The sequence below is a fragment of the Streptomyces sp. NPDC026394 genome (assembly GCF_055567735.1).
The window spans coordinates 288,310-313,035 of the sequence record NZ_JBVHPX010000008.1; the positions used below are offsets into that span (position 1 = coordinate 288,310).

Consider the following 24,726-nt stretch of genomic DNA (forward strand, 5'->3'; position numbering starts at 1 on the left):
GGTCGCGGCTCACGCGCCGTAAAGGGCCAACGAGCACCACACGACGGGTGTATCGGTTCGTCGGCAAATCTCTTTGGACAGGTGTACGGAGACGGGGGCGGCGCACGCGCCGCGGGCCGCCCGGGGAACCGCTGACGCGCAGCTCACAGGCGGAACAACGAGGGCGGGGCCGGGCGGTTCCGGGGCCCGGACGGCTTCCCGCCGACCGGGCCGGCAGTCAGGCGTACGTCGAATGCGTGCGCCAGAACGGACCGCCGGGGTCACTCACCGGGGCGTACCAGGTCCGACGGGTCGGTGTTGGCGCCGCACACGACCACGCACACCCGCTCCCCCGGCGCGGGCCGGTACGCCCCGGACCGGAGGGCGGCGAGGGCGGCCGCCGTGCCGTGCTCGACCGCCAGCCTGCGGTCGTCCCACAGGCTCCGGCGCGCGGCCACGATCGCCTCGTCCGGGACCAGCAGCGAGACCGCCCCGGCCCGCCGCGCCCAGTCCAGCGCCATCCGGCTGGCGCGGCGGGCGCCCAGCGAGTCCGCGGCTACGGAGTCCACCGGGACGTCGACGACCCGGCCCGCCTCGATCGCGGCGTTCAGCGCCCGGCAGTTCTCCGGCTCGACGGCCACGACCCGTACGCCGTGGTGGTGCGCGGCCGCGGCGACCCCGCTGAACAGTCCACCGCCGCCGACCGCGACGACGACCGTGTCCAGGCCGGGCAGCGCGGCCCGGATCTCCTCCAGCAGGGTGCCGGCCCCGGCCGCGATCAGCGGGTGGTCGTACGCGTGCGCCGCCAACGCCCCGGCCCGCGCGGCGTGTTCCTCGGACGCCTCCAGCGCGGCGGCGTACTCGGTACCCACCTGGCGCACGTCGGCACCGAGCAGGCGCAGCCGGGCGACCTTGACCGGCGGCGCGGTCTCCGGCAGGAACACCGTCGCCCGGACGCCGTGGCGGCCCGCCGCCCAGGCGCAGGCCAGCCCGGCGTTGCCTCCGGAGGCGATGACCACCCCGGCCTCGGGCAGGGTGCCGGCCTCCCGGTGCGCGGCGATGAAGTTGGCCGCGCCACGGGCCTTGAAGGACCCGGTGTGCTGGGTGAACTCGTAGGCGAGCCAGCCCTCACCGGGGCCGAACCCGCCCGGGTCGACCGGTGCGACGGTGACCGGGCGCACGTCCCCGGCGATCCGGCCGGCCGCCGCCCGCACGTCGTCGTAGCCGATGCTGCTCATCGCGGACCACTCTCCCGGGTCGGAACGTCGGACGTCGTGTCACGGTGCCGTCGGCGCGGCGGGCGGAGCCGCCCTACCGGCCGGACCGGACCGGTCCAGTTGATCACGCGCCGCGTCCGGGGCGCCCGGCCGCCCCGGTCTCGGCCCCGTCCCCGGCCGTCCCGGCCCCGGCCCGGCCGCTCCGGCCTCGGCCACCCCGGCCCTGGCGCCACCCCGGCCCCTTAAGGGCGAAAGTCCCGCCCGGCCAGGACTTTCCGCCCTTGGCGCACGGGACCACCGACCGAAATGATCTTGATACGCCGAGCCGGCGGCGCGTCCGAGCCGCCGGCCGACCGAAGGAAAGTACCCGCACGTCATGACATTACGTACGCCGGCCGTGATCACGTCGAGCGCCGCGGCGGCCCTCCTCCTGGGCCTGCTCCAGGCACCCGCCGCGCACGCCGCCGACCGGCCGCAACCGTCCGGCGCCCGATCGCTGGACAACGTGCTCTGCATCTACAGCACCGAGATCACCGACCGCACCACCGGCGGTTACGTCTGGGACATCGGCAAGCGGGCCCACGCGCTGTGGAAGAGCGACGACTTCAAGAAGAAGTACGGCGAGCTGTCCTACGCCGATCAGACGAACAAGCTGCTCTACGAACTGAACGTGAGCCAGCACGTGTTCGGCCACAGCTGGCTCGTGCACTTCAACACCGGCGGAAAGCTGCACCGGAAGCTGGACAGCGGCGAAGAAGCCCGATACGACACGTATTCCTTCCAGCCGAACGACCCGGACGGCACCAACGGCGACGGTTCCCCGGTCGACGGCATGTCCGTCAACTACACCGGTTACGACATCAACGTCCCCGGCAAGCCGCTGGTCGAGTGGGACCGGCCGAGCCGCAAGCAGGACCAGGGCCAGGCGCACTCCCCGCGCGCCGCGCGCTGCACGGCGCTGACCGGCGCCCAGCAGAGCGCTTTCGAGCAGGAGATCCAGCGGCGTGCCGAACTCGATGAGAAGTACACGCTCCTGCCCAGCTGGAACTTCCTCCTGACCGGCGGCTGGGCGGGCACGTCCGCCAGGAACTGCACCACGTTCGCCCTCCAGGTCTGGGACGCGACGATGAAGGACACCCCCGCCGAACGCATCGACGCGCCCGGCGGCTACCCCGCTGCGGACATCAACAAGCTGGGCGGCAAGGTCCCCGGCGACCTGACACAGAGCGAGTTCTCGGCCTGGATCCCCGCCCTGGCCGGCAAGTGGATCCGTGAGAAGAACGGCGGCCACGACGAGAACGCGGAGGTGCCGCGCTTCGCCGACGACACGCTCGCACCGGTCGGCGCACGGTAGACACCACGCACGCTCCCGGCCCGGCACCGGCCGGTGCCGGGAGCCGGTCCCTCACGGGCCACTCGGGGCGGCGGTACGGCCGCCCCGAGGGCCCTGTCGTCAGTCTCCCGTGGCGTCCAGGTAGGCGCCCAGCGGTTGCAGCGGCGTCCACAGTTGTTCGAAGTAGGCGGCGAAGTAGGACATGTACGTCGGGTCCTGGACGCTGAAGCCGTTCAGCTTCTGGCGGGCGCCCCCGGAGAAGGCCAGGAAGACGGTGCTGTCGTCGATCAGCGCCATGTTCAGGCCGTCGGCCGCCGCCGTCCACCGCAGGACGTTCGCCTCGTAATTGAGCAGGTGCACGGTCTCTTCCCGATGCCGCCGGGCCCAGGCGAGGACGTCCCGGTCGGGCACGCCGTCGGTCTCGGGGATGCCGATGATGCGGCGGACGCTGCGCTGGTCCTCGGTGTCCTCGCGCGCCCAGGCCAGGATGTCCGCGAAGTAGTCCGCCGAGGCCTTCGTCGTGTACTGGTCGGGCGGGTAGCGGCGGGTGTACGTCACCCTGATCTCCGTCCGGGCCGCCCGGACGCACCGGGCCGCCGCGGTGTAGAACTCCGGGTTGCTGCGGTACCAGGTCGCGGCGAGGAGCGCGGCACCGCCGACGTCCGGCAGCGCCGCCGGACGCGCGGCCCCGTCCTGGCCGGCCGGCCCCCGGCGCAGCGCGTCGAGGCGGCGCTTCGCGTCCCGCCAGCGGTCCAGCCAGTCCGCCGGTTCCGCGCCGCACGCGGTGACGAAGGCCGAGGTCAGTTCCCAACTGGGGAAACGGCGCCCGTTGAGCATCGCGGACACCGAGCTGCGGCCGCACTTCATCTGCAGGGCGAGACGGGCCTCGGTCGGTTCGAAGCAGCGCAGCCGCAGTTCGCGCAGTTGCTCCGCGAACGCCTCGACGGGCTCCGGTACGGGTGGGGACGCCGGCCGTTCGGTCAATGGATCATCATCCCCCGGGTGCTCGGCGGCAGCGTCACGGAAGTTCCGCGCCTGTCCGTCATTGTCCGCCTGTGCCACCGGTGTTCGCCAGTGTTCCGCCGCGCTGTCGCGGTGCTCGGAAATGCCTGCGCCCGTCGCTCAGCCATAGGCGCAGGTGGACGCGGGGCCGACACTTCCGGTGTACGGGCTGCGCGGCTCCACGCGGCCGGAGAGCGGGAGGAGGACGCCATGTGACCTGACAGCCGATCACGACCGGCCAGGACGAACCGGCGGGCGGGCAGCGCCCGTACCGCCACCGGCACACGAAGAGGCCGCTCCCTGGTGCTTCTGGCGGGAAGCAGGGAACGGCCTTCTGCCGAACTCGGAAAACCTCGTGTTCTTCACCCACAAGGAGACCTCATGTCCGTCGACTGCAGGATAGCCCTTCGCTGTACGGGCATCGCCTTCGTGGCGGTGCTCATCGTCGGCGTCACCCTGGTGACGCCCTCCCACCTCGCGTTCCCCGTCCCGCAGGACTCCCTGTGGCTCCTGCTCCTGGCATCGGCGCTCGCGCCGGCCGCCGCCGTGCGGAGCGGAACGGGGCGGGGACGGTGAGCGCGACGCCGACGGCGGCGTGCCGCCGGTGCGGGGCCGCGGAGCCGCGCACCTTCACCACCCCGGTCGTCGACTGCTCCGGCCGGCTGCTCGTCGCCACGTCCGTGATCTGCGCGTGCGGCAGCACCACCCTGGTCGGTCTGCGGCCCGTCCGTACGGCTGACGGCCAGGACGCGCGGGCGGACGCGCCCCGGCAGCCCTTCCCCTTCACCGTCTACTGACGGGGCCGCCGGGTACTGACGGGCCGCCCCGGATACGGACGGGTTGCCCCGGATACGGACAGGTTTCCCGGGTACGGGCAGGCGGGACCGGTGACCGTGACCGGCTGCGGAGGGGTGCGCCCCGCCGTGACCGGTCACGCGTCCGCGTGCGACGGTGCGGGGCCGGTCTGGGTATCGTCGGCCGTCGGGCCGGCGGACCGCCGGTGACCGTACGACACGACGAGAAAGGTGCAGGCGCTGTGCCACGCCCTCAAGGCCGGGACCACGACCGCGGACGCGCACACGGCCGGGACCGCGGGCAGCCCCGTGGCCACGGCCGGCCACAGGACCGGCCGCGGGCCGACCGCCCGCAAGGGGTCCGGGACGGACTGGCCGGGGAGCTGCGCCGGATGGACGGCGCCTCGTACGGCAGGTACAAGGCGCTCCTCGGCGGCTGGTCCATGCCCGGCTTCACCCTGGAGGTGATCCGCGGGCAGTCCGACCCGTACGCGCCGCCCGCACGGGTCGCGCTGCGCGTGCCGGCCGAGGAGGCCGGGTTCCCCGCCGATCTGTGGGAGTCGCCGGTCCGGCGGCGGGCGCTGGCGAGCTACCTGGCGCGGCGGGCCGCCGAGGCGGCGGACCACCGGGCGCTGCGGGTGGACGCCGGCGGCCAGGAGGTGCTGGAGCGCAGTTCCTGCCTGGTGGACGCGCGCGACGGCTCGGTGACACTGCGGCTGGGCGTCGATCTGCCGGGGCACGGCCGCCGCATCGACGGGCACGCGGCGGAGCACGTGCTGTGCGGTCTGCTGCCGAGGGTCGCCGAGCGCGCGCTGCGGTACGCGGCGCTGGACGCCGACGACGTACGGGCTTTCGCGGACACCGTCGAGGACTCGGCCGCGCTGCGCGCCGCGCTGCCCGGCCTCGGCCTGGTCGCGTTCGTGGCCGACGGCGCGGTACTGCCGCGGCGCAGCGGCGTGGACGACCGCCCGGCGACCGGTGACGGAGTCGTCCCGTTCGCCTCTCCGGAGGAGCTGCGGGTCTCGGTCGACCTGCCGCACGCGGGGACGGTCACCGGCATGGGCGTACGCGAAGGCGTCACCCTGATCGTCGGTGGCGGCTTCCACGGCAAGTCGACGCTGCTGCGGGCCCTGGAGACGGGTGTGTGGGACCACGTTCCGGGGGACGGACGCGAGCGGGTGGCGGCCCGGCCCGACACCGTCAAGATCCGCTCCGAGGACGGCCGCCGGGTCGAGCGGGTGGACGTGCACGCCTTTGTGGACCACCTGCCGAGCGGCGCGGACACCACCGACTTCTGTACGGACAACGCCTCCGGCTCCACGTCGCAGGCCGCCTCCCTGTGCGAGGCCGTCGAGGCGGGCGCGCGGGCCCTGCTCATCGACGAGGACACCGCGGCCACCAACCTGATGATCCGGGATGCGCGGATGCAGGCGCTGGTCGCCAAGGAGCGGGAGCCACTGACGCCGTTCGTGGACCTCGTCCGGTCCCTGCACCGGGACCACGGGGTCTCGACCGTGCTGGTGATGGGCGGCTCCGGCGACTACATGGAGGTCGCCGACCAGGTGGTGATGATGGACGCGTACCGGCCGTCCGATGTCACCGAGCGGGCGCGCCGGCTGGCGGCGGTACCGACCGGCCGGACCGCCGAGGCGGACGCCTTCCCCGGTGTCGCCCATCGCCGCCCGGACCCCGGCTCGCTCGACACGTCCGTACGCGGCCGCTCCCGCATCCGGGCGCGCGGCGACGACGGGCTGACCTTCGGCGAGCACGACATCGACCTGCGGGCCGTCGAACAGATCGCGGACGCGCGCCAGGTGGCGGGCATCGGCCTGGCCCTCGAACTGATGGTGCGGCGCGGGTACGTGGACGGGAAGCGCACCCTGGCCGAGGCGCTCGACCTGCTCGACGGCGACCTGGAGGACGGCGCGCACCGCCTCCTCGCCGTCCGCGACGAGGACTTCGCGCTGCCGCGTCGCCACGAGGTCGCCGCGGCCCTGAACCGCCTGCGCGGCCTGCGGGTCCTGGGCCGGCCGACGGGGGCGGCGCAGGGCTGAGAGCCGGGACTCGTCCGCGTACGGGATGCGTCAGATGCGTTCGATGCGTCAGGTGCGTCGCGAGATGCCACTGGCACGTACGCGGACGAGTCACCACCGGTACGTCGGGTCCCGGTCGGTCCGACGAAACGCAGCCGGCACGACGAGACACGACCGGTTCGACGAGACGGTAACGGCCCGTCGAAACGCGACCGGTTCGACGAGACGTTGCCGACACGACGAAACGCCACCGCTTCGACGCGTCCCCACCCGTACGTCCGTACGCGTACGTCCGTCCGTACGCGTACGTCCGTCCGTACGCGGACCAGCCCCGACACGCTCCAGTGGCTCGCGTCACGGACCGGAAGGCACCGGTTCGACGCGGCGGATGCCCGCCCGGCGCACGACCTCGCGCCCCGCCTCCGCGGCCCGTCGTACCAGCGCGGGGCCGTCCCAGTGGAGCGGCCGGCCGTCCCACAGCCGCAGGCGGCCGCCGACCACGACCGCGCGGATCTGGTCGCGGTTCGCGAGCCGTACCAGTTCCCAGCTCAGGTCCCACGACGGCGTCAGCTCCGGTACGTCGAGGTCCACGACGAGGAAGTCCGCCGCCTTGCCGGGCGCGATCTCGCCGGTGACCCGGCCGAGGCCGAGCGCGTCGGCGCTGCGCGAGGTCGCGTGCTCCAGCCACCGCCGTCCGGCGCCGCACACCGAGTCGCCGCTCTGCAGGCCGAACGCCAGCCGCTGCGCGGTCTCCGCGGCGTCCACCAGGCGGAATCCGTCGCCGCGGGTGCCGTCCGTGCCGGTGCCGAAGCGCACGCCCATGGCGGCCATCGTCCCGGCCTGCGCGACGCCGTTGCCCTTCCACGCGCTGGCGACGGGGTTGTAGCTGACGGCGGTGCCCGTGTCGGCCAGCAGACGGAGTTCGCCGGGCGTGAGCAGGGTGGCGTGGGCGCCGAGTGTGTGCGGTCCTAGGGCGCCGACGTGGTGGAGGTGTTCCACCGGGCGCCGGCCGACGCTCTTGAGGGAGCGTTCGACGGAGGCGATGTGCTCGTTGACGTGCACCTGGAAGACGGCGCCCGCTTCGGCGCACAGCCGTGCCGTGCGCCGCAGCACCCCGGCGTCGGCGGCGTCCTCCGGCACGGGGATCGCCAGGGACGGGTGGACCAGCCGGGAGCCGTCCCAGCGGGCGAGGTGCCGTTCGCCGCCCTTGCCGTCCGAGCACACCTGTCCCAGCACGCAGCGGACACCGGCTTCCTGGGTGGCCTGGGCCAGGACCGCGACGTCGACAGGTGCGCGGGTCCCGGCGTCGGCGACGGTGGTGAATCCGCCCCGCAGGGCTTCCAGCGCGGCCAGTTTCGCCGTCAGGTAGGCAGTCTCCTCGTCGAGCGCGCGTTCCAGGGGCTCCCAGACCGTTTTGAAGATCTCCGACGGCTGCCCGAACGCCTGCGCCTTGCCGAAACTCTGCGTCAGGTGATGGTGCGCGTCCACGAAACCCGGCATCAGCAGCGTGCGTCCGAGGTGTACCGGCGTCAGGCGGCCATGGGCACCGATCAGCTTGCGCGCCGGCCCGGCCTCCCGGAAGACTCCGCCGGCCACACGTACGGCATGGTCCCGCACCGGCCCTCCGGGCAGCAGGAGCACTTCCGGCACGAGCAGGAGCTCATCGCCTTCGAACTGCTCGGGGCGCAGCGCGGGGGCCGCCGCCGACGCGGGGCCCGCCGCCGCGGTCGCCGCCAGCAGACCGCCCGCCCCGGTCAGTCCGGCATGCATCAGGAAAGACCTGCGGCCCGTCCCCGCCTCCCGTTCCTCCCGGCGCGGCCCCTCGCCCGCCGCCCGCACGTCCTCCCGCTCGCTCTCCCCCGCGCCTTCGCCCCCGGACCGCTCCCGCCTTGCCTGGTTCGCCAACGCGCTCTCCTCCATGGTCGGTTTCCCGCCGCCCCGGCCGGGCGGGCCGACGATAAAGGAGCCCGTAACGCGGAACAACCCTTTCGGCATACGGGAGATGCCTCATCGCAGCGCAACACGCCGCCCGGGGTGGCGGAACCGTCCGACACGCCGCACAACCTCCCACGTCCCAGCGTTGCCGCAGGTCAGAACGGGTGGCGTAACTTCGGGGAAACGTACGGACCCTAGGTTGGGCAGGCGCCCGGCACCGAGTCGCCCGGCGTGCCCCGAGCCGAGTTGCGGAGATCCCATGACCGCGTCGCCGTCCGACCCGACCACCACCCCGCAAGGCCCGCGCACCCGCTCCCGCGCGGACCGGGCCCGGCAGGTCGCGGAGGTGCTGCGCCGGCAGATCGCTTCCGGCGCCTTTCCCTCCGGTGTCCTGCCGGACGAGCGGAGTCTGATCGCCGACCACGGCGCCTCACGGAACACCGTCCGCGAGGCGCTGGGTGTCCTGCGCGACGAGGGCGTGGTGGAACGGCGGCAGGGCGTGGGCACGGTGATCCGGCGCCGTACGTACGAGCACACGCTGGAGCGGCTGACCGGGCTGGCCGAGACCCTGTCGGCGTACGGGCGGGTCAGCAACGAGGTGCGGGTCGCCGACGTGATCCGGCCGCCCCGGGAAGTGGCACGCAAGCTGTGCGTCCCCGACGACGGACAGGTCGTCTACATCGAGCGGCTGCGCCGCCTCGGCGACGACCCGCTGTCCCTGGACCTGACCTACCTGACCACCGACATCGGACGGCCGCTGCTGGACGCGGACCTGGCCGGCCGGGACCTGTTCCGCCTGATCGAGGAGTCGGTCGGCGGCCCGCTGGGCTCGGCAAGTGTGACCGTGCACGCGGTCAACGCGGATCCCGGCACCTCGGCCCTGCTCGGAACCCCGCCAGGGCAGGTCGTGTTCACGGTCGAGCGGCTGACCCGGCTGCCGGACGGACGCCCCGTGGACCTGGGATTCCTGCGCATCCGGGGTGACCGGCTGGCATTCCGCGCGGAACTGGGCCGGAGCGCCGGCGTATCCGACAGCCCGACAGGTGACGACCGATGACCCGCACCACACCCACCTCTCCCACCACCCCCACCCCCGCCAAAACCGCTCCTCCCCGCCTCCCGAACCCCGCCCCCACCGGCCCGAACCGCCTCACCGTCGCCGTGCTGTGTCTGTGCGTCACCCTCGTCGTCGGCATGGTCTCCGCCGTCAACCTCGCCATCCCGTCGCTGTCCCGCAGCGCGCTGCACCCCTCCGCCGAGGCGGTGGTGTGGGTCGTGGACGGGTACGTGGTGTTCTTCGCCTGCCTGCTCGTCCCGGCGGGCGCACTCGCGGACCGACTGGGCCGCAAGGGCACCCTGCTGGGCGGGATGGCACTGTTCACGGCGGGTTCCGCGCTGTGTGCCGCCGCACCCGGCATCGCGGTGGTGATCGCCGGCCGGATGCTCAGCGGGGTCGGGGCCGCCGCCGTACTGCCGACGACGCTGGCCCTGCTGGTCGCGGACGCGGCGCCGGAGCGCCGGCCCCGGCTGGTGGCGGTGTGGGCGTCGATGACGGGCCTGGCGGCGGTCCTGGGCAACGTCGGGGGCGGCGCGGCCCTTCAGACCGGTTCCTGGCGGGCCCTGTTCCTGTGTGTCGTCCCGCCGGCCCTCCTGGCCCTCGTCCTGATCGCCGTCTGCACCCCGGCCGCCGTACGCCACGACCGCCCGGTCTCCCCGCTCTCGGCGGGTCTGCTGACCGCCGGGTTCCTGGCCCTGCTCGCGGGCCTCGTCTCCGGGCCGGAGTCGGGCTGGCTGAGCGTACGGACCGTGGGCGGTTTCCTCCTCGCCGCCGTACTGCTGACCTGCTGGGTACGGTACGAACTCCGGCGCCCGCACCCGATGCTGGACCCGCGGCTCTTCGCCCTGCCGGCCGTGCGGGCGGGAGCGCTCGGTCTGGCGCTGGCCTTCGTCGGCATGTTCGGCCTGTTCTACATCAACGGGCAGTACCTCCAGTACGCGCAAGGCCATTCGCCGCTGGGGGCCGGCATACGTCTGCTGCCGATGGCTGCCGCACTGCTGGTGGCCCCACGTTGCGCGGCGGCACTGGAGCGGCGGCTGGGCGGCCGGGCCACTGTGGGTGCGGGGCTGCTGGTACTGGCGGCGGGCCTGGCCACCGTGTCGACCGTGAGCGCGCACACCCCGTACGTCCTCTACGCCGCCGGTGCCACACTGACCGCGGCCGGCTGCGGCCTGGCCACCCCCCTGCTCTCGCACGACATGATGTCGGCGCTCCCTCCGGACCGGGCGGGAACCGGCTCCGGATTGCAGAGCCTGGCCCGCGAGTTGGGCAGCGCGCTGGGCATCGCGGTCAGCGGCAGCATCGTCACCGCCTTCTTCACCGCCCACCTGCCCGCCGTACTGCGCGGTCCGCACCCGCCGACGACCGTGGCGGCGGCGGAACGGGGACTGAGCGGCGCGCCCGGCCCGGCGGGCGGCGACCTACGGGACGCGGTGCTCGGTGCCTTCACCGGCTCGCTCGACGTCGCGATGCTCGTCCTGGCCGCGGTGGTCGTGGCGGGCGGGGCGCTGGTGGTCGCGTGGTACCCGGGACGCCGTACCCGCCCCTGATCACCACCCGGCCGTACGACCAGGCACGTCCACCGGACCGCCGCCCCGCACGGCCCACGGCCCACGGCCCACGGCCCACGGCCCACGGCCCACTGGCAAGATCCACCCATGACTTCCGCAACGCCACCCGCCGCCCCCTCCCCGATACCCCCCGTCGTACCCACCGGCAGCATGCGGGACAGCGAGCAGCCCACCCTCACCCTCACCACGGACGCCGAGTTGCGCCCGTGGCGCCCCACCGACGCCGACGTGCTGGTCGCCGCCTGCCAGGACCCGGACATCCAGCAGTGGAACCGGCCCACGCAGGTCTCGACGGAGGGCGCGCGGACCAAGATCGCACGCTGGCACCAGCGGTGGCACGACGAGCAGGCCGCCATCTGGGCCGTCGCGGGCAGGGAAGACGGTGCGGCGGTGGGGCTGGCCGGACTCGCGGACCTCGACCTCGGGGGCGGCGGCGCGGAGTTCCTCTACTGGCTGCTCCCGGCCGGGCGCGGGCGGGGGCTCGCGGTGTCGGCGACCCTACGGATCAGCCGATGGGCCCTGGAGGATCTCGGCCTGCACCGGCTGCGGCTCACCCACTCCGTCGCCAATCCGGCGTCCTGCCGGGTGGCGGTCAGGGCGGGCTTCCGGCTGGAAGGCACCATGCGCAGCGCGCTGCTGCACGCCGACGGCTGGCACGACGAGCATCTGCACGCCCGTGTAGCGGCCGACGCCTGGCCCGCGGACGCCTGAACCACCGCCGCCCCGGGGTACGGAGGCGGAACGGGCGGGGACTCCGGCCCCCGCCCGGCGCGGCTCAGCTCATCGGTACGACGGCGGTCGGCGCGTGGCCGGGCTCGGTGGCCAGGTCCTCGAACTCGTTGACGCTGCCGATGTCGGTGCCGCTCATCGCGATGTTGGTGACCCGCTCCAGGATCGCCTCGACGACCACCGGCACCCGGTGTTCGGCGGCCAGCTTCTTGGCCTCCTCGAAGGCGGGCAACAGGTGGTCCGGCTCGGTGACGCGGATCGCCTTGCAGCCCAGCCCTTCGGCGACCTTGACGTGGTCCACGCCGTAGACGCCGAGTTCGGGGGTGTTGATGTTCTCGAACTCCAGGGTGACCTGGTAGTCCATGGCGAAGTTGCGCTGGGCCTGGCGGATCAGGCCCAGGTAGGAGTTGTTCACCAGCACGTGCACGTACGGGATGCGGTGCTGGGCGCCGACCGCCAGTTCCTCCAGCATGAACTGGAAGTCGTAGTCGCCGGAGAGCGCGACGACGCTGCCGTCGGGGTCGGCGGTGGCGACACCCAGTGCGGCCGGGATGGTCCAGCCCAGCGGCCCGGCCTGGCCGCAGTTGATCCAGTGGCGCGGCTTGTAGACGTGCAGCATCTGGGCGCCGGCGATCTGCGAGAGGCCGATGGTGGTGACGTACCGGGTCTCGGGCCCGAAGGCACGGTTCATCTCCTCGTACACGCGCTGCGGCTTGAGCGGCACGTTGTCGAAGTGCGTACGGCGCTGGAGCGTGGCCTTGCGCTGCTGGGCCGAGGCGGCCCACTCACCGCGGTCGGGCAGTGCGCCCGCGGCCTTCAGCTCCTCGGCGACCTCGACGAACAGTTCCAGCGCGGCCTTGGCGTCGGAGGCGATGCCGTAGTCCGGGGCGAAGATCTTGCCGATCTGGGTGGGCTCGATGTCGACGTGCACGAAGGTGCGGCCCCGGGTGTAGACGTCCAGTGTGCCGGTGTGCCGGTTGGCCCAGCGATTGCCGATGCCGAGGACGAAGTCGGACTCCAGGAAGGTCGCGTTGCCGTAGCGGTGCGAGGTCTGCAGGCCCACCATTCCGGCGTGGAGCCGGTGGTCGTCGGGGAGGGTGCCCCAGCCCATCAGGGTGGGGATCACAGGGACGCCGGTCAGTTCGGCGAACTCGACGAGCAGGTCCGAGGCGTCGGCGTTGATGATGCCGCCGCCCGCGACGAGCAGCGGGCGCTCGGCGGCGTTCAGCATGGCGAGGGCCTTCTCGACCTGCTTGCGCGTCGCCTTCGGCCGGTGCACCGGCAGCGGCTCGTACGTCTCCGGGTCGAACTCGATCTCCGTGAGCTGGACGTCGATCGGCAGGTCGACCAGGACCGGCCCGGGGCGGCCCGAGCGCATCAGGTGGAACGCCTGCTGGAAGACGCCGGGGACCTGGGCGGCCTCCAGGACGGTGGTCGCGGCCTTGGTGACGGGGGCGGCGATCGAGGCGATGTCGACGGCCTGGAAGTCCTCCTTGTGGATCACCGCGGTGGGTGCCTGACCGGTGATGCACAGGATCGGGATCGAGTCACCGGTCGCGGAGTACAGCCCGGTGATCATGTCGGTGCCGGCGGGCCCGGACGTGCCGATGCAGACGCCGATGTTGCCGGGGCGGGCGCGGGTGTAGCCCTCGGCCATGTGGGAGGCGCCCTCGACGTGGCGGGCGAGCGTGTGGTGAATGCCGCCGCCGGCCCGCAGCGCCGCGTAGAACGGGTTGATCGCCGCGCCCGGCACACCGAACGCGTTGGTCACGCCCTCGCGCTTGAGGATCTCCACAGCCGCACGGGCGGCGGTCATTCGAGGCATCGAGTACTCCTGCGTCGGGCTGTCGGGATCGCGCTCCGGCCCGAGGGCGGAAGCGCGAGCTGCACTTCTTCCGCATTACGGAATACTTGTTTTACTCTGCGGAAGTACGAATGAAAGTAGAGCGCGCCGTTCCCGCCGTCAAGGGACCGCCGTACAGAGAGGAGCCCGGCAGGCCGGCGCATCGGAGGACGCGGAGGCCCAGCCCGGGCAGGCCCGAAGGGCACGGCCATCGCGCCGCGGCACGGCCGTGACCAGGCACGTCAAGCTGCACACCGCCCTTGCCGCACTGCCGCCCGCCCAGGAGACCGCACCATGCCCCCGCGCGCCGTCCTGATGCTCCAGCACATAGAGGCCGAGAAGCCCGGCCTGATCCTGGACGCCCTGGACGGCAGCGGCCTGTACGTCGACATCCGCAACCTGATCGACACGCCGGACGCCTCGGCGGACGGCCTGCCGCCGCTGTCCGACCTGGCCGGGCTGGTCGTCATGGGCGGTCCCATGAACGCCGACGACACGACGGAGCACCCGGCACTGAAGGTGGAGCGGGACCTCCTGGCCGACGCGCTGCGGGCCGGCGCCCCGACTCTGGGCGTGTGCCTCGGTGCCCAGCTCCTCGCCCGCGCCCACGGCCTGGCCGTACGGACCGGCGCCGAGCTCGGCCGGGACAGCGAGATCGGCTGGTCCGCGCTGGACGACGTGGACCGCGCCGACCCGTTCGTCGGCCCGCTGGCCGACGCCCCGGCCGTACTCCACTGGCACGGCGACCGCATCGTGCCCGCCCCCGGCACCCGCGTCCTGGCCCGCACCGGCACCACGGAGTGCCAGGCGTTCCGCGCCGGCCCGGCCGCCTGGGGCGTCCAGTTCCACCTGGAGGTCACGCCCGGCCTCCTGGAGGAGTGGCTCGCCGAACCGTCCTTCACCACCGAGGCCACGGACGCCCTCGGACCCGACGCCACGGCCCGGCTGCGGGCCGACGCCCTGGCCGCGGCCCCCGCCCTGCGCCCCTGGCCGAGCGGAGCCTGGCGCACCTGCGGGCCCTCTTCATGGAGCGCGCGGGACTCTGATCCCCACGGCCTTACGGGGCGGCGCCCCCGGGCCACTCATCGGCCCCGCCCTGGCCCGCTCCCCCGCCGAGCCACACCCCGATCACCTCGGACGCCACCGAGACCACGGACCGCCCGGTGGTGTCGATCACCGTCGTGCCCGGTGGTTCCGGGCGCGTGAGGGCCGCGTGCTGGCGGACCGTACGGGCGAGCTGGTCCGCCGTCCCGGAGCCGATCTCCCGGCGGCGGACCCGGCGTTCCAGAGTGGGCACATCCGCGGTCAGCCGTACGGACGTGATGCCGGCGTCCGGTACGGCATCGGCGATCCACACCAACTCGCGTTCCAGCGCGACGAATACACCCGTCACGATCAGCCGGGTGTGGCCGACCCCGGCCAGGTTGGCCCAGACCGCGGCGAGATTACGGCGGGACAGCTCGTTCGGCCCGAGACCGGGCGGCGGCCAGGGGTGCACCTGGTCCAGTTGGTCGGTGTCGAGCAGGGCGTGCGGGATGTCGGCGCGGCCGAGCTGGTGGGACACCTCGTACGCCGTCGTGGACTTGCCGACCCCGGCTGCGCCGCACAGGACCAGGATTTCCGTCGTGGGCTGCATCGTCGCCCATGGTGGGCCGACGGAACCCGCCCCGCCAGCGAATTTGCGGGCCTGAGAAGGTGCGCCCGAGCCCTGGACGCGCCGCGACACGTCCTGGGCGGGTTCGCGTTCGCAACCGTCCCCGGCCCGCGCCCGGGTCCGCAACAGCCCCGGGCCCGCCGCCCGGGTCCGACGAGTCGGAGGGACGACCATGCGCGACGCCGTGGTGACGCCCGAGGGCGACCGCATCCGCTGGGCCGAACTGCCGGGCGCCGGACCGCCCGCGTCCACCTGCACGGCCTCGGCGCCGCCTCGCCCGCCTACTTCGCCGGGACCGCCGCGCACCCGCTCCTGGCGGGCCGCCGGTCCCTGCTCCCGGACCTGCTCGGATCAGCAGCAGCGACCGGCCCACCGGCTTCCCGTACACGACGCCGCGGGCGCGCACTGGTGGTCGACCGTGCGGCTGGCCGGCCCGGAGGCGCTGCACCGCAGCGCGGTCCACCTCGCCCGGGGCAGCGAGCCGGTCGTGCGGGAGCTGCTGGTGAGGCTGCCGATGCCGCGTACGTTCCTGCTGCCCGCGGACGACGGCCCGCTGCCAGGCGCGGAGGCGCTCGTGGCGGCCGGTATACGGGGGGGCGGCGGTGCCGGACTGCGGGCACGACATCATGCTGGACACCTCGGAGGCGTACGGAAGCGTAGTCGCGGCGGCCCTGACGCCGGAGCCGGACGTGGCCCCCACCGCGTGACCGGGCCGGCCGGCGGCCGGGAACGCGGCAGGCGGGAGTTCGGGTGCCCGGCCGCCGCCTCCGTGCGAAGATCCCGCCATGCACCCCCCACGTATCCGCAGGCCGCCGTCTGCGCCCGGCGTGGAAGGCCCATGCCGCGTAGGTGCCCCGCCCCGATCCGGGGCGGCCTGGCACCACGGCGGCCCGCCGCTTTCACGGTGGTCGACGGTCTCGACGCCGTCGCCCGGCTCGATGTCCGCGCGTTCGAACAGGCACGACTGACGCCCGGAGCCGTGGCCAAGGCCCTGCGGAGCCGGCGGCAGCAAGTCCGACTGTCGCGCCGTTATGTGACTGACATGACGCCGTGCGGCTGCCCCTGCTGCTGCGACGCCGGGCACGGGCGCACGGAGCTGGAACTCGCGCTGCGCCCCCCGCCGCAGCGCGCGCCAACTCCACTCTCTCATCGACCCCCTGGACGACACCTTCCTCGCCCGTACGCTTCCCGACCCGCACCTGCCGGAGGACCTGCCCTGGTGGGAGCGCCGCTGCTGACGGGCTCATGTGCGGCCGGGCCGGGCCGGATTGACGCCGCCGGACGAGCCGTTGAGCTTCTGTTCATCGCCGTGCCGCAAGCTGGCTGAGCCGACGGCGCGGTGGTGCCGACGGGGGATGTTCCGTGCCGAGATGGGGCTGATGTCATGAACGTCGTTCAGGAACCGCTTCGCGTGCCCGCCGTGTCGTTACCGCGCCAGTTGCCCGCGGGCAGCGCCCGGTCGCTGCCGATGCTGGACGCGGTGGTGGAGGTGCTGCGCGCCGCCGGTGAGGACGTGCACGTGGTGTACTCCGCGCACGGCGACGTGTTCAAGGTGGTGCCGCGGCAGGACGCCGCTGCCTGAGCGGGCGGGAGCGCCGCGGTTCAGCCGTCGCCGGTTCAACCGTCGCCGTCGCGCAGCAGGACGGTGCGGCAGGCGGCGGAGAAGTCGCTGAGGCGGGCGTGCACGTCCGCCCTGCTGTCGGCGAGGCGCTCCCGTACCGCGTCGGGTGCCACCGGCCCGGAGGGCTGCCGGCGCTCCGCGAGTTCGCGGTACGCCGCGACGAAGGCGTCGGTCGCGCCGACCAGTGCCCGAGCGGCATCATGAACCCGCTCGGGCCCCAGCATGGCGGTGGGGCTCACCGCGACGGACAGGTGGAGCCGACGCTCCTCCACGCGCTCGACCACATCCTGTACGGGTCTGCGGTCGGCCAACGCGCCGTGCAGCGCGGCGAGCGCGGCGGCCAGATCGGCATAGGTCCGGCTGATCTCGCCGTAGAGCTGACGGCGTTCCTGGCGGACCCACTGCGCCTGCTCGTGCCTGGCCTGGCCGACGACTTGCTCGGCGAGAGCCCGCGCCGCGACGTCCGCACTGTGTTTTGCCGCCCGGTAACTGGCGAGACCGCCGACCGCGGCGCCCAGGACCGCACCGGCCACCGGCCAGAAGGACAGCGAGCTGCTCGTCCACGGCGCCTCCCCGGACGCGGAGCGCCCCGACGCCAGTTGCCAGTTGCCCCTGACACTGATGTCAAAGCTTAGCGTCACGGGCATGGCCACTGATCGATCCCGGCCCATGAAAACGGGCCTCCTGCCGCCCTCCTCGACTGCCGTCGCCCCGGCGCCTTCCCGCGAGGTCATCATCCAGGGCGACGGCCCGGCGCCGGCGCTGGCGCACGGTGCGGGCGCGGGGGTGTTCGGCCATTACGGCCTCGCACTGGACGACCTGGCACGGGACCGTGCGGTCATCGGCCCGCACCACCCCGGCGCGGGCGGCACCCCCGAAGCCGACCGGCCGCTCCAACTCGGCTGCCTGACCGGCCAGTCGGTCTCCGCCGCGACAACCGCCGGGCACGACACATTTCCCGTCGTCGGCGAGTCACTGGGCTGCGCGGTGGCCGTACGGGCCGCGCCCCGGCACCCCGCCGGATCACGGCACTCGCGCTCACCGCCGGATTCGCCGCCACCGATCCCGTGCTGCGACTGACCACCCAGCTCATCCGGACCCTGGGCCGGAGCGGAGAGCTGACCACCGCGGCCCGGCTGGCCGGTCTGTCGTGCTGATCGCAGAGGAAGCTGGCCGAGCTGGCCGAGCCGACTGCGGCGGAGATCGACGCTCAGGTGGCGGAGATCCAGGCGGATCCGGGGGCCCGCGCTGGGCCATTTCGACCTGGCGGGCCGAGTGGACGTACGCGGCGATCCGGCGCGGATCACTGTACCCACGCTCGTGGTGTCTCTACGGGGGATCGTACGGCGCTGCCTGCCACCACCCGCCGCCCGGCGGACGGCATCCCCGGCGCCGCGTTCTCCGAACTGGCCGGCCCGGGGCACCTCATGAGCGCCGCCCACCGGGCGGACCGGCGCGGCCGGGTCCGCGCCTTCCTCGGCCGCGTCACGGAGCAGCGGGCGGCGTCCGCTAGCGGATCGGCACCCCCGCCACCGTCCGGGCGATGACCAGGCGCTGGATCTCGCTCGTCCCTTCAAAGATCGTATAGATGGAACTGTCGCGGTGCATCCGCTCGACCGGGTACTCCCGCGTGTAGCCGTTGCCGCCGAGGATCTGCATGGCCTGGGCCGTCACCTTCTTGGCGGTCTCGCCGGCGAACAGTTTCGACATGGAGCCCTCGGCCGAGGTGAACGGCTTGCCGGCGGTGGCCATCCAGGAGGCGCGCCAGACCAGGAGGCGGGCGGCGTCGATCTGGGTGCGCATGTCGGCGAGCTGGAAGGCGATGCCCTGGTTGTCGATGATCGGGCGGCCGAACTGGACGCGTTCCTTGGCGTAGTCGAGGGCGACCTCGTACGCGGCGCGGGCGATGCCGACGGCCTGGGCGCCGACGGCCGGGCGGGACGCCTCGAAGGTGGCCATGGCGGCGTTCTTCACGCGTTCGCCGCCCGGTTTCCCGGCCCGCTCGCGGGCCCTGGCCAGGCGCTCGTCCAGCTTCTCCTTGCCGCCGAGCAGGCAGTGGCCGGGGACGCGTACGTCCTCCAGGACGACCTCGGCGGTGTGCGAGGCGCGGATGCCGTGCTTCTTGAACTTCTGGCCCTGGGACAGGCCGGGAGTCCGCGGCGGGACGATGAAGGAGGCGTGCCCCTTGGGGCCGAGGTCCGGGTCGACGACCGCGACGACGACATGGACGTTGGCGATGCCGCCGTTGGTCGCCCAGGTCTTGGTGCCGTTGAGCACCCACTCGTCCTTGGCCTGGTCGTAGACGGCGCGGGTGCGCATCGCGGAGACGTCGGAGCCCGCGTCGGGCTCGGAGGAGCAGAAGGCGGCCACCTTCACGTCGGCGGCGTCGCCGTACATCTGCGGTATCCAGGTGCCGATCTGCTCCTCGGTGCCGTTGGCCAGCACGCCGACGGCGGCCAGGCCGGTGCCGACGATCGACAGGCCGATGCCGGCGTCGCCCCAGAACAGCTCCTCCATGGCCATGGGGATGCCCAGGCCGGTCGGGTCGAAGAACTGCTGGGCGTAGAAGTCGAGCGAGTACAGGCCGATCTTGGCGGCTTCCTGGATCACCGGCCAGGGGGTCTCCTCGCGCTCGTCCCACTCGGCGGCCGCGGGGCGCATCACGTCGGCGGCGAAGCCGTGGATCCAGTCCCTGACCTCCTTCTGCTCGTCGCTCAGCTCCATGGTGAACTCGGCCATGACCCCTCCAGCGGTGCGCTCCCGGGGCGGACCCCGAGCAGTGTCGCCTACCTCACATTACTTGCGGTAACCCGAGTGTGTTACCCGCGAGTAAGGGATGTCAACTCCCCCAGCCCCCCAATCACCCCGCAGTGCGGGTGTTACGTTGCGCGAGCGTCACGGATTCACGAGGGCGGGGAGTGGGACATGGAAAACACCCAGCACGACGGCCGGCAGCAGGCCACCGCGGTGGAGCCGCCCGCGGCACGGCACGGCGCCGCGGCGGACCCGCCGCACACGGTACGGCGGCAGCAGACCGCCACCGAGCGGCGGCGCCGCGAACTGCTGGAGGCCGCGGACCGGGTGGTACTGCGCGACGGTCCGGACGCCTCGATGAACGCCATCGCGGCGGAGGCCGGCATCACCAAGCCGATCCTGTACCGGCACTTCGGCGACAAGGGCGGCCTCTACCGGGCCCTGGCCGTACGGCACACCGACGCCCTGCTGGACGGACTGCGGGCGGCGCTGGACTCACCCGTACCGCGCCGGGACCGCGTCGAGGCGACGCTCGACACCTACCTGACCGCGATCGAGGCCCGCCCGCAGGTCTACCGGTTCCTGATGCACCCCTCTGACGAGGGACCGGGCGCCGACAAGGACACCGGCTTCGACGTCGGCCGGCACTCCGCGCCGCTGCTGCGCCGGCTCGGCGAGGAACTGGCACAGGTGATAGGCGAGCGGCTGGACCTGGGCCCGGGCGGCGAGGAGCTGGCACGGGTGTGGGGCCACGGGATCGTCGGCATGATGCACGCGGCCGGCGACTGGTGGCTGCGCGAACGCCCCTGTTCGCGAGCGCAATTGGTGCAGCACCTGGCGGACCTGCTGTGGGGGCGGCTGGCGGCGGCCGGGGATCGGCTGGGCGGGCCCGGGTTCTGAGACACCGGGGTCCGGGATCGGTCAGGAGCCCGTGGCCCGCTCCCGCCCCGCCCACGGCGCGCGGGACGCGGCCCGCAGGGCCCGGCGGCGGCGCAGGCCGGTGAGGTGGTCGAGGTAGAGGCCGCCCTGAAGGTGGTCGCACTCGTGCTGGAGGCAGCGGGCGAAGAAGCCGGTGCCGGACACAATGCGCGGCTCGCCCGTCACGCTGAACCCCTCCACCACCGCGTGGTCGTACCGCGGGGTGCCGGCCTCGATGCCGGGCACGGACAGACAGCCCTCGGGGCCGCGCACCAGGACGCCGTCGGCCTCCACCAGGCGCGGATTGACGAGGTGTCCGAGGTGGCGCCGGTCGTCGTCGTCCGGGCAGTCGTAGACGAACACCCGCAGCGGCACGCCGACCTGGTTGGCCGCCAGGCCGACGCCCTGGGCCGCGTACATCGTCGCGAACATGTCCTCGACGAGCGTGGCGAGCCCGGCGTCGAAGTCGGTGACGTCCCGGCAGACCGCGGTCAGGGCCGGGTCGCCGAGCAGGCGCAGGGGGCGCGGGCGGCCGGAGCTGCCGGGGATCGAGCGGGAACGCATGGGGGTAAGCGTACGTTCTGCCACGTGTGACGACGCAGGTCGTCGCGGGCCGCGGAGGTCGCGGCACGGGTAGCGGGATTCGGGGCCGCCGCCGGATCTCGATAGGCTGATCCCCGACCGAAGCCTCCGGCCGGTCATCGGCTCCGGAGGAGGCGTTCCACCGGCAGCCCTAGGGCGTTTCTGATGGATCTCCGTGGGGAAGGAGCGGCGTCCGGTGCGTGCGCTCGGCGTGCGGCGCGAAGGGTCATGTGGCGGAGCCACCTGTCCCTTCGCACCGTGCGGCGAGGGTGCGTGCCGGGAGTCGCGACGCCGCGGAGATCCATCAGAAACGCCCTAAGGCGGGAGGGCGCCGGATGCAAGGAGGATCAAGGACGATGGCAGGCAACACGGAGCCGCTGTCGCCGCGGGCCAAGCTGGCCGTGACGGCGGGCAAGGCCGCGGCGGCGGTGTCGCGCGCGGCGGGCCGCGGCAGCGGATCGGTGATCGGCGGCAAGGTGGCGCTCCGGCTCGACCCCGACCTGCTGGCCCGGCTCGCCCGGCACCTGGACGTGGTGCTGGTGTCGGCGACCAACGGAAAGACGACCACGACGCGGCTGATCGCGGAGGCGCTGCGGGCCAGCGGCCCGGTCGTCTCGAACGCGCTCGGCGCCAACATGCCGGCGGGCATCACCTCCGCGCTGGCCGGCGGCTCCGACGCCCGCTTCGGCGTCATCGAGGTGGACGAGAAGTACCTGGCGGGCGTGGCGCGGGACGTGACGCCCAAGGCCATAGCGCTGCTGAACCTCTCGCGCGACCAGCTCGACCGCGCCGCGGAGACCCGGATGCTCGCCGAGCACTGGCGGGAGGGGCTGGCCGGCTCCAAGGCGCTGATCATCGCCAACTGCGACGACCCGCTGATCGTGTGGGCCGCCTCGTCGTCGGCGAACGTGGTGTGGGTCGCGGCGGGCCAGGAGTGGAAGGACGACGCCTGGTCCTGCCCGTCCTGCGGCGGTGTGATGCAGCGCCCCGGCGACGACTGGTTCTGCGGCGAGTGCGGCTTCCGCCGGCCGACGCCGAGCTGGGCGCTCTCCGGTGACCACGTACTCGACCCGCACGGCAGCGCCTGGCCGATCCGGCTCCAGTTGCCGGGCCGGGCGAACAAGGCCAACGCCACGACGTCGGCGGCGGTCGCCGCGGCGTTCGGCGTGCCGCCGCAGGTCGCCCTGGAGCGGATGTACTCGGTCCAGGCCGTCGCGGGCCGCTACGACGTGGTCTCGTTCCTGCAGCGCGACCTGCGTCTGCTGCTGGCGAAGAACCCGGCGGGCTGGCTGGAGACGTTCTCGCTGATCGACCCGCCGCCGACACCGGTGATCCTGTCGGTGAACGCACGCGGCGCGGACGGCACGGACACCTCCTGGCTGTGGGACGTCGACTACACCCGGCTGGCCGGTCACCCGATCTTCGTGATCGGCGACCGCAAGCTGGACCTGGCGGTCCGCCTGGAGGTCGCGGGCCTGGACTTCCGGGTGTGTGACACGGTGGACGAGGCGGTGCAGTCGGCTCCTCCGGGCCGTATCGAGGTCATCGCCAACTACACCGCCTTCCAGGACCTCCGCCGGCGAGTGGGGAACTGACGTGAACCAGCGACCTTCCCGACAAGGACGAGCGAGCATGAGTGACAACAGCCTGCGGTTGGTCTGGATCTACCCGGACCTGCTGAGCACGTACGGGGACCAGGGCAACGCCCTGGTGGTGGAGCGCCGGGCCCGCCAGCGCGGCCTGGACGTCCAGCGCCTCGACGTCCGCTCCGACCAGCAGATCCCCACCTCCGGCGACATCTACCTGATCGGCGGCGGCGAGGACCGGCCGCAGCGGCTGGCGGCCGAGCGGCTGCGCCGCGACGGCGGTCTGAACCGCGCGGTCTCCAACGGCGCGATCGTCTTCTCGGTGTGCGCCGGCTACCAGATCCTGGGCCACGAGTTCATCAACGACCTCGGGGAGCGGGAGCAGGGCCTGGGCCTGCTGGACGTGGTGAGCACCCGCGGCGAGGGCGAGCGGTGCGTCGGCGACGTCCTGGCCGACATCGACCCGCAGCTCAACCTGCCGCCCCTGACCGGCTTCGAGAACCACCAGGGCGTGACCCACCTGGGGCAGACGGCCCGCCCGTTCGCCCGGGTCCGCTTCGGCAAGGGCAACGGTGTCGGCGACGGCTACGAGGGCGCGTACAACGACACCGTCTTCGGTACGTACATGCACGGCCCGGTCATGGCGCGCAACCCGCACATCGCCGACCTGCTGATCAAGCTGGCGCTGGACGTCAACGCGCTGCCGCCGGCCGACGACCGCTGGTACGAGGCGCTGCGGCAGGAGCGCATCGCCGCGGCCACGCAGCCCGCGTAACGATTCGCCGCACGCCGTACGACCGGGTACGCCCGCAGTGTCCGCACTGCGGGCGTACGTGTACCCCAGGGTCCTCGCGCTTGTAGGGTGAGCGCCATCCAGCCGGACGACGGGGTCCGGGCGTCCGGTCGAGAGCCCGCGCCCGCGCCCGGCCGTGGTCCGGAGGGCGGGCTCCGATGTGCAGAGGGTCTGCGAAACATGCGTATTGGTGTGCTCACCTCCGGCGGCGACTGCCCCGGTCTGAACGCCGTCATCCGCTCCGTCGTCCACCGCGCCACCGCCGATCACGGAGACGAGGTGATCGGTTTCCGGGACGGCTGGAAGGGCCTTCTGGAGTGCGACTACCGCAAGCTGGACCTGGACGCCGTCGGCGGCATCCTGGCGCGCGGCGGCACCATCCTGGGCTCGTCCCGGGTGCAGCCCGCGCACCTGCGGGACGGCGTGGAACGGGCCCGCGGCCACGTGGCCGAGCTGGGGCTGGACGCGATCATCCCGATCGGCGGCGAGGGGACGCTGAAGGCGGCCCGGCTGCTGTCCGACGCCGGGCTGCCGATCGTCGGCGTGCCCAAGACCATCGACAACGACATCGCCGCGACCGATGTCACCTTCGGCTTCGACACGGCGGTGGGGGTGGCCACCGAGGCCCTGGACCGGCTGAAGACCACTGCCGAGTCGCACCAGCGGGTCCTGATCGTCGAGGTCATGGGCCGGCACACGGGCTGGATCGCCCTGCACTCCGGGATGGCGGCGGGCGCGCACGCCGTCGTCGTCCCGGAGCGCCCCTTCGACGTGGCGGAGCTGACCCGCAAGGTCGGTGAGCGGTTCGAGGCGGGCAAGAAGTTCGCGATCGTGGTGGTCGCCGAGGGCGCCAAGCCGCGCGAGGGGACGATGGCCTTCGACGTGGGCGGCACCGACGTGTACGGGCACGAGCGGTTCGCCGGGGTCGCCCGGCAGTTGTCGCTGGAGCTGGAGCGGCGGCTCGGCAAGGAGGCCCGCGCGGTGATCCTGGGCCATGTGCAGCGGGGCGGCACGCCGACCGCGTACGACCGGGTGCTGGCGACCCGCTTCGGCTGGCACGCGGTGGAGGCGGCGCACCGCGGCGCGTTCGGGATGATGACGGCGCTGCGCGGTACGGACATCACGCTGGTGCCGCTGGCCGAGGCGGTGGAGACGCTGAAGACGGTGCCCGGGGACCGGTACGCCGAGACGGAGTGCGTCCTGTAGCCGGTGCCGCCGGCGCCTGCGATGGCGCGTACGGGTGCGAAGCGGCCGTGCAGCCGCCCCCGGCCGACGCTCCGGCCGGGGGCGGTTCTAGTCTGGTCGCGGAGTATCGGTACGAATCA

At 73.4% G+C, this 24,726-nt stretch carries 21 protein-coding genes and 1 pseudogene; 14 read left to right on the plus strand and 8 right to left on the minus strand.

Going from position 1 to position 24,726, the window contains the following annotated elements; all coding sequences use genetic code 11:
- Positions 1-260: 260 nt before the first annotated feature.
- Positions 261-1,217 carry a threonine/serine dehydratase gene (locus tag ACZ4QV_RS21220; protein ID WP_361615678.1) on the minus strand — a complete coding sequence of 319 codons (957 nt, stop codon included), beginning with the start codon at positions 1,215-1,217 and terminating at the stop codon, positions 261-263.
- Positions 1,218-1,572: 355 nt separating this feature from the next.
- Here ACZ4QV_RS21220 and ACZ4QV_RS21225 point away from each other — a divergent pair, with 355 nt between their 5' ends.
- Positions 1,573-2,550: a hypothetical protein gene (locus ACZ4QV_RS21225; RefSeq protein WP_361150377.1), complete on the plus strand. Its 978-nt coding sequence runs from the start codon at positions 1,573-1,575 to the stop codon at positions 2,548-2,550.
- Positions 2,551-2,649: 99 nt separating this feature from the next.
- On the opposite strand, the gene ACZ4QV_RS21230 is transcribed toward ACZ4QV_RS21225, so the two are convergent.
- Positions 2,650-3,513 (minus strand): helix-turn-helix domain-containing protein, encoded by an 864-nt coding sequence (locus ACZ4QV_RS21230; protein ID WP_361150374.1) that lies wholly within the window; start codon positions 3,511-3,513, stop codon positions 2,650-2,652.
- Between the two features lie 399 nt (positions 3,514-3,912).
- Here ACZ4QV_RS21230 and ACZ4QV_RS21235 point away from each other — a divergent pair, with 399 nt between their 5' ends.
- The 3 genes from ACZ4QV_RS21235 to ACZ4QV_RS21245 all read left to right on the plus strand — a co-directional run bounded on the left by ACZ4QV_RS21235 (position 3,913) and on the right by ACZ4QV_RS21245 (position 6,379).
- Positions 3,913-4,107 (plus strand): hypothetical protein, encoded by a 195-nt coding sequence (locus ACZ4QV_RS21235; protein WP_361150371.1) that lies wholly within the window; start codon positions 3,913-3,915, stop codon positions 4,105-4,107.
- Positions 4,104-4,328 (plus strand): hypothetical protein, encoded by a 225-nt coding sequence (locus ACZ4QV_RS21240; protein ID WP_361150369.1) that lies wholly within the window; start codon positions 4,104-4,106, stop codon positions 4,326-4,328. Before ACZ4QV_RS21235 ends, ACZ4QV_RS21240 begins: the two co-directional genes overlap by 4 nt.
- A gap of 239 nt (positions 4,329-4,567) precedes the next feature.
- Entirely contained in the window at positions 4,568-6,379 is a 1,812-nt protein-coding gene (locus ACZ4QV_RS21245) for an ABC-ATPase domain-containing protein (RefSeq protein WP_361150367.1), read from the plus strand.
- A gap of 333 nt (positions 6,380-6,712) precedes the next feature.
- On the opposite strand, the gene ACZ4QV_RS21250 is transcribed toward ACZ4QV_RS21245, so the two are convergent.
- Entirely contained in the window at positions 6,713-8,278 is a 1,566-nt protein-coding gene (locus tag ACZ4QV_RS21250) for an amidohydrolase family protein (protein ID WP_467763245.1), read from the minus strand.
- Between the two features lie 274 nt (positions 8,279-8,552).
- Here ACZ4QV_RS21250 and ACZ4QV_RS21255 point away from each other — a divergent pair, with 274 nt between their 5' ends.
- The 3 genes from ACZ4QV_RS21255 to ACZ4QV_RS21265 all read left to right on the plus strand — a co-directional run bounded on the left by ACZ4QV_RS21255 (position 8,553) and on the right by ACZ4QV_RS21265 (position 11,632).
- A complete protein-coding gene (locus ACZ4QV_RS21255) occupies positions 8,553-9,350 on the plus strand; it encodes a GntR family transcriptional regulator (protein ID WP_361638067.1) in 798 nt (265 codons plus the stop codon).
- Positions 9,347-10,900 carry an MFS transporter gene (locus ACZ4QV_RS21260; RefSeq protein WP_361638065.1) on the plus strand — a complete coding sequence of 518 codons (1,554 nt, stop codon included), beginning with the start codon at positions 9,347-9,349 and terminating at the stop codon, positions 10,898-10,900. The genes ACZ4QV_RS21255 and ACZ4QV_RS21260 overlap by 4 nt, the downstream gene beginning before the upstream one ends.
- A gap of 108 nt (positions 10,901-11,008) precedes the next feature.
- Positions 11,009-11,632, plus strand: a complete 624-nt coding sequence (locus ACZ4QV_RS21265; protein ID WP_361588501.1) for a GNAT family N-acetyltransferase — start codon at positions 11,009-11,011, stop codon at positions 11,630-11,632.
- Positions 11,633-11,696: 64 nt separating this feature from the next.
- Here the strand turns inward: ACZ4QV_RS21265 and gcl are convergent, their stop codons facing one another.
- The gene (gene gcl, locus ACZ4QV_RS21270) at positions 11,697-13,475 is read right to left on the minus strand and encodes a glyoxylate carboligase (RefSeq protein ID WP_361150358.1); all 1,779 of its coding nucleotides are present in this window, start codon (positions 13,473-13,475) and stop codon (positions 11,697-11,699) included.
- A gap of 333 nt (positions 13,476-13,808) precedes the next feature.
- Here gcl and ACZ4QV_RS21275 point away from each other — a divergent pair.
- Positions 13,809-14,351: pseudogene (locus ACZ4QV_RS21275) on the plus strand (type 1 glutamine amidotransferase); the annotation flags it as partial.
- A 199-nt stretch (positions 14,352-14,550) separates the two neighbouring features.
- Here ACZ4QV_RS21275 and ACZ4QV_RS21280 read toward each other — a convergent pair.
- The gene (locus tag ACZ4QV_RS21280) at positions 14,551-15,129 is read right to left on the minus strand and encodes an ATP-binding protein (RefSeq protein ID WP_467763246.1); all 579 of its coding nucleotides are present in this window, start codon (positions 15,127-15,129) and stop codon (positions 14,551-14,553) included.
- Between the two features lie 1,438 nt (positions 15,130-16,567).
- Between ACZ4QV_RS21280 and ACZ4QV_RS21285 the strand changes: the two genes are divergently transcribed.
- Positions 16,568-16,729 carry a hypothetical protein gene (locus tag ACZ4QV_RS21285; protein ID WP_238783610.1) on the plus strand — a complete coding sequence of 54 codons (162 nt, stop codon included), beginning with the start codon at positions 16,568-16,570 and terminating at the stop codon, positions 16,727-16,729.
- Positions 16,730-16,764: 35 nt separating this feature from the next.
- On the opposite strand, the gene ACZ4QV_RS21290 is transcribed toward ACZ4QV_RS21285, so the two are convergent.
- Positions 16,765-17,409 (minus strand): hypothetical protein, encoded by a 645-nt coding sequence (locus ACZ4QV_RS21290; RefSeq protein WP_361588507.1) that lies wholly within the window; start codon positions 17,407-17,409, stop codon positions 16,765-16,767.
- 4 nt (positions 17,410-17,413) lie between these two features.
- On the opposite strand from ACZ4QV_RS21290, the gene ACZ4QV_RS21295 reads away from it, so the two are divergent.
- Positions 17,414-17,848 carry an alpha/beta fold hydrolase gene (locus tag ACZ4QV_RS21295; protein ID WP_361150350.1) on the plus strand — a complete coding sequence of 145 codons (435 nt, stop codon included), beginning with the start codon at positions 17,414-17,416 and terminating at the stop codon, positions 17,846-17,848.
- A 429-nt stretch (positions 17,849-18,277) separates the two neighbouring features.
- Here the strand turns inward: ACZ4QV_RS21295 and ACZ4QV_RS21300 are convergent, their stop codons facing one another.
- Positions 18,278-19,507, minus strand: coding sequence for an acyl-CoA dehydrogenase family protein (locus ACZ4QV_RS21300; protein ID WP_361150348.1), 1,230 nt, complete (start codon positions 19,505-19,507; stop codon positions 18,278-18,280).
- A 186-nt stretch (positions 19,508-19,693) separates the two neighbouring features.
- Here ACZ4QV_RS21300 and ACZ4QV_RS21305 point away from each other — a divergent pair, with 186 nt between their 5' ends.
- Positions 19,694-20,422 carry a TetR/AcrR family transcriptional regulator gene (locus ACZ4QV_RS21305; RefSeq protein ID WP_361150345.1) on the plus strand — a complete coding sequence of 243 codons (729 nt, stop codon included), beginning with the start codon at positions 19,694-19,696 and terminating at the stop codon, positions 20,420-20,422.
- 21 nt (positions 20,423-20,443) lie between these two features.
- Here the strand turns inward: ACZ4QV_RS21305 and def are convergent, their stop codons facing one another.
- Positions 20,444-21,004 (minus strand): peptide deformylase, encoded by a 561-nt coding sequence (gene def, locus ACZ4QV_RS21310; RefSeq protein WP_467763247.1) that lies wholly within the window; start codon positions 21,002-21,004, stop codon positions 20,444-20,446.
- A 374-nt stretch (positions 21,005-21,378) separates the two neighbouring features.
- Between def and ACZ4QV_RS21315 the strand changes: the two genes are divergently transcribed.
- The 3 genes from ACZ4QV_RS21315 (at position 21,379) to ACZ4QV_RS21325 (ending at position 24,607) form a co-directional block, all read left to right on the plus strand.
- On the plus strand, positions 21,379-22,617 hold the full coding sequence (locus tag ACZ4QV_RS21315; RefSeq protein WP_030018654.1) for a MurT ligase domain-containing protein: 1,239 nt from the start codon (positions 21,379-21,381) through the stop codon (positions 22,615-22,617).
- Positions 22,618-22,654: 37 nt separating this feature from the next.
- Positions 22,655-23,383, plus strand: a complete 729-nt coding sequence (locus ACZ4QV_RS21320) for a type 1 glutamine amidotransferase (RefSeq protein WP_030018655.1) — start codon at positions 22,655-22,657, stop codon at positions 23,381-23,383.
- Between the two features lie 198 nt (positions 23,384-23,581).
- A complete protein-coding gene (locus ACZ4QV_RS21325; RefSeq protein ID WP_361150339.1) occupies positions 23,582-24,607 on the plus strand; it encodes a 6-phosphofructokinase in 1,026 nt (341 codons plus the stop codon).
- The last annotated feature ends 119 nt before the right edge of the window (positions 24,608-24,726 follow it).

Excerpts from the sequence above, each read along its gene's own strand:
- ACZ4QV_RS21315 (WP_030018654.1), top strand. The coding sequence starts at position 21,379 with ATGGCAGGCAACACGGAGCCGCTGTCGCCGCGGGCCAAGCTGGCCGTG.
- def (WP_467763247.1), bottom strand. The coding sequence starts at position 21,004 with ATGCGTTCCCGCTCGATCCCCGGCAGCTCCGGCCGCCCGCGCCCCCTG.
- ACZ4QV_RS21295 (WP_361150350.1), top strand. The coding sequence starts at position 17,414 with ATGGCCACTGATCGATCCCGGCCCATGAAAACGGGCCTCCTGCCGCCC.
- ACZ4QV_RS21305 (WP_361150345.1), top strand. The coding sequence starts at position 19,694 with ATGGAAAACACCCAGCACGACGGCCGGCAGCAGGCCACCGCGGTGGAG.
- ACZ4QV_RS21220 (WP_361615678.1), bottom strand. The coding sequence starts at position 1,217 with ATGAGCAGCATCGGCTACGACGACGTGCGGGCGGCGGCCGGCCGGATC.
- ACZ4QV_RS21235 (WP_361150371.1), top strand. The coding sequence starts at position 3,913 with ATGTCCGTCGACTGCAGGATAGCCCTTCGCTGTACGGGCATCGCCTTC.
- ACZ4QV_RS21265 (WP_361588501.1), top strand. The coding sequence starts at position 11,009 with ATGACTTCCGCAACGCCACCCGCCGCCCCCTCCCCGATACCCCCCGTC.
- ACZ4QV_RS21300 (WP_361150348.1), bottom strand. The coding sequence starts at position 19,507 with ATGGCCGAGTTCACCATGGAGCTGAGCGACGAGCAGAAGGAGGTCAGG.
- ACZ4QV_RS21280 (WP_467763246.1), bottom strand. The coding sequence starts at position 15,129 with ATGCAGCCCACGACGGAAATCCTGGTCCTGTGCGGCGCAGCCGGGGTC.
- ACZ4QV_RS21250 (WP_467763245.1), bottom strand. The coding sequence starts at position 8,278 with ATGGAGGAGAGCGCGTTGGCGAACCAGGCAAGGCGGGAGCGGTCCGGG.
- ACZ4QV_RS21255 (WP_361638067.1), top strand. The coding sequence starts at position 8,553 with ATGACCGCGTCGCCGTCCGACCCGACCACCACCCCGCAAGGCCCGCGC.
- ACZ4QV_RS21320 (WP_030018655.1), top strand. The coding sequence starts at position 22,655 with ATGAGTGACAACAGCCTGCGGTTGGTCTGGATCTACCCGGACCTGCTG.
- gcl (WP_361150358.1), bottom strand. The coding sequence starts at position 13,475 with ATGCCTCGAATGACCGCCGCCCGTGCGGCTGTGGAGATCCTCAAGCGC.
- ACZ4QV_RS21325 (WP_361150339.1), top strand. The coding sequence starts at position 23,582 with ATGCGTATTGGTGTGCTCACCTCCGGCGGCGACTGCCCCGGTCTGAAC.
- ACZ4QV_RS21260 (WP_361638065.1), top strand. The coding sequence starts at position 9,347 with ATGACCCGCACCACACCCACCTCTCCCACCACCCCCACCCCCGCCAAA.
- ACZ4QV_RS21225 (WP_361150377.1), top strand. The coding sequence starts at position 1,573 with ATGACATTACGTACGCCGGCCGTGATCACGTCGAGCGCCGCGGCGGCC.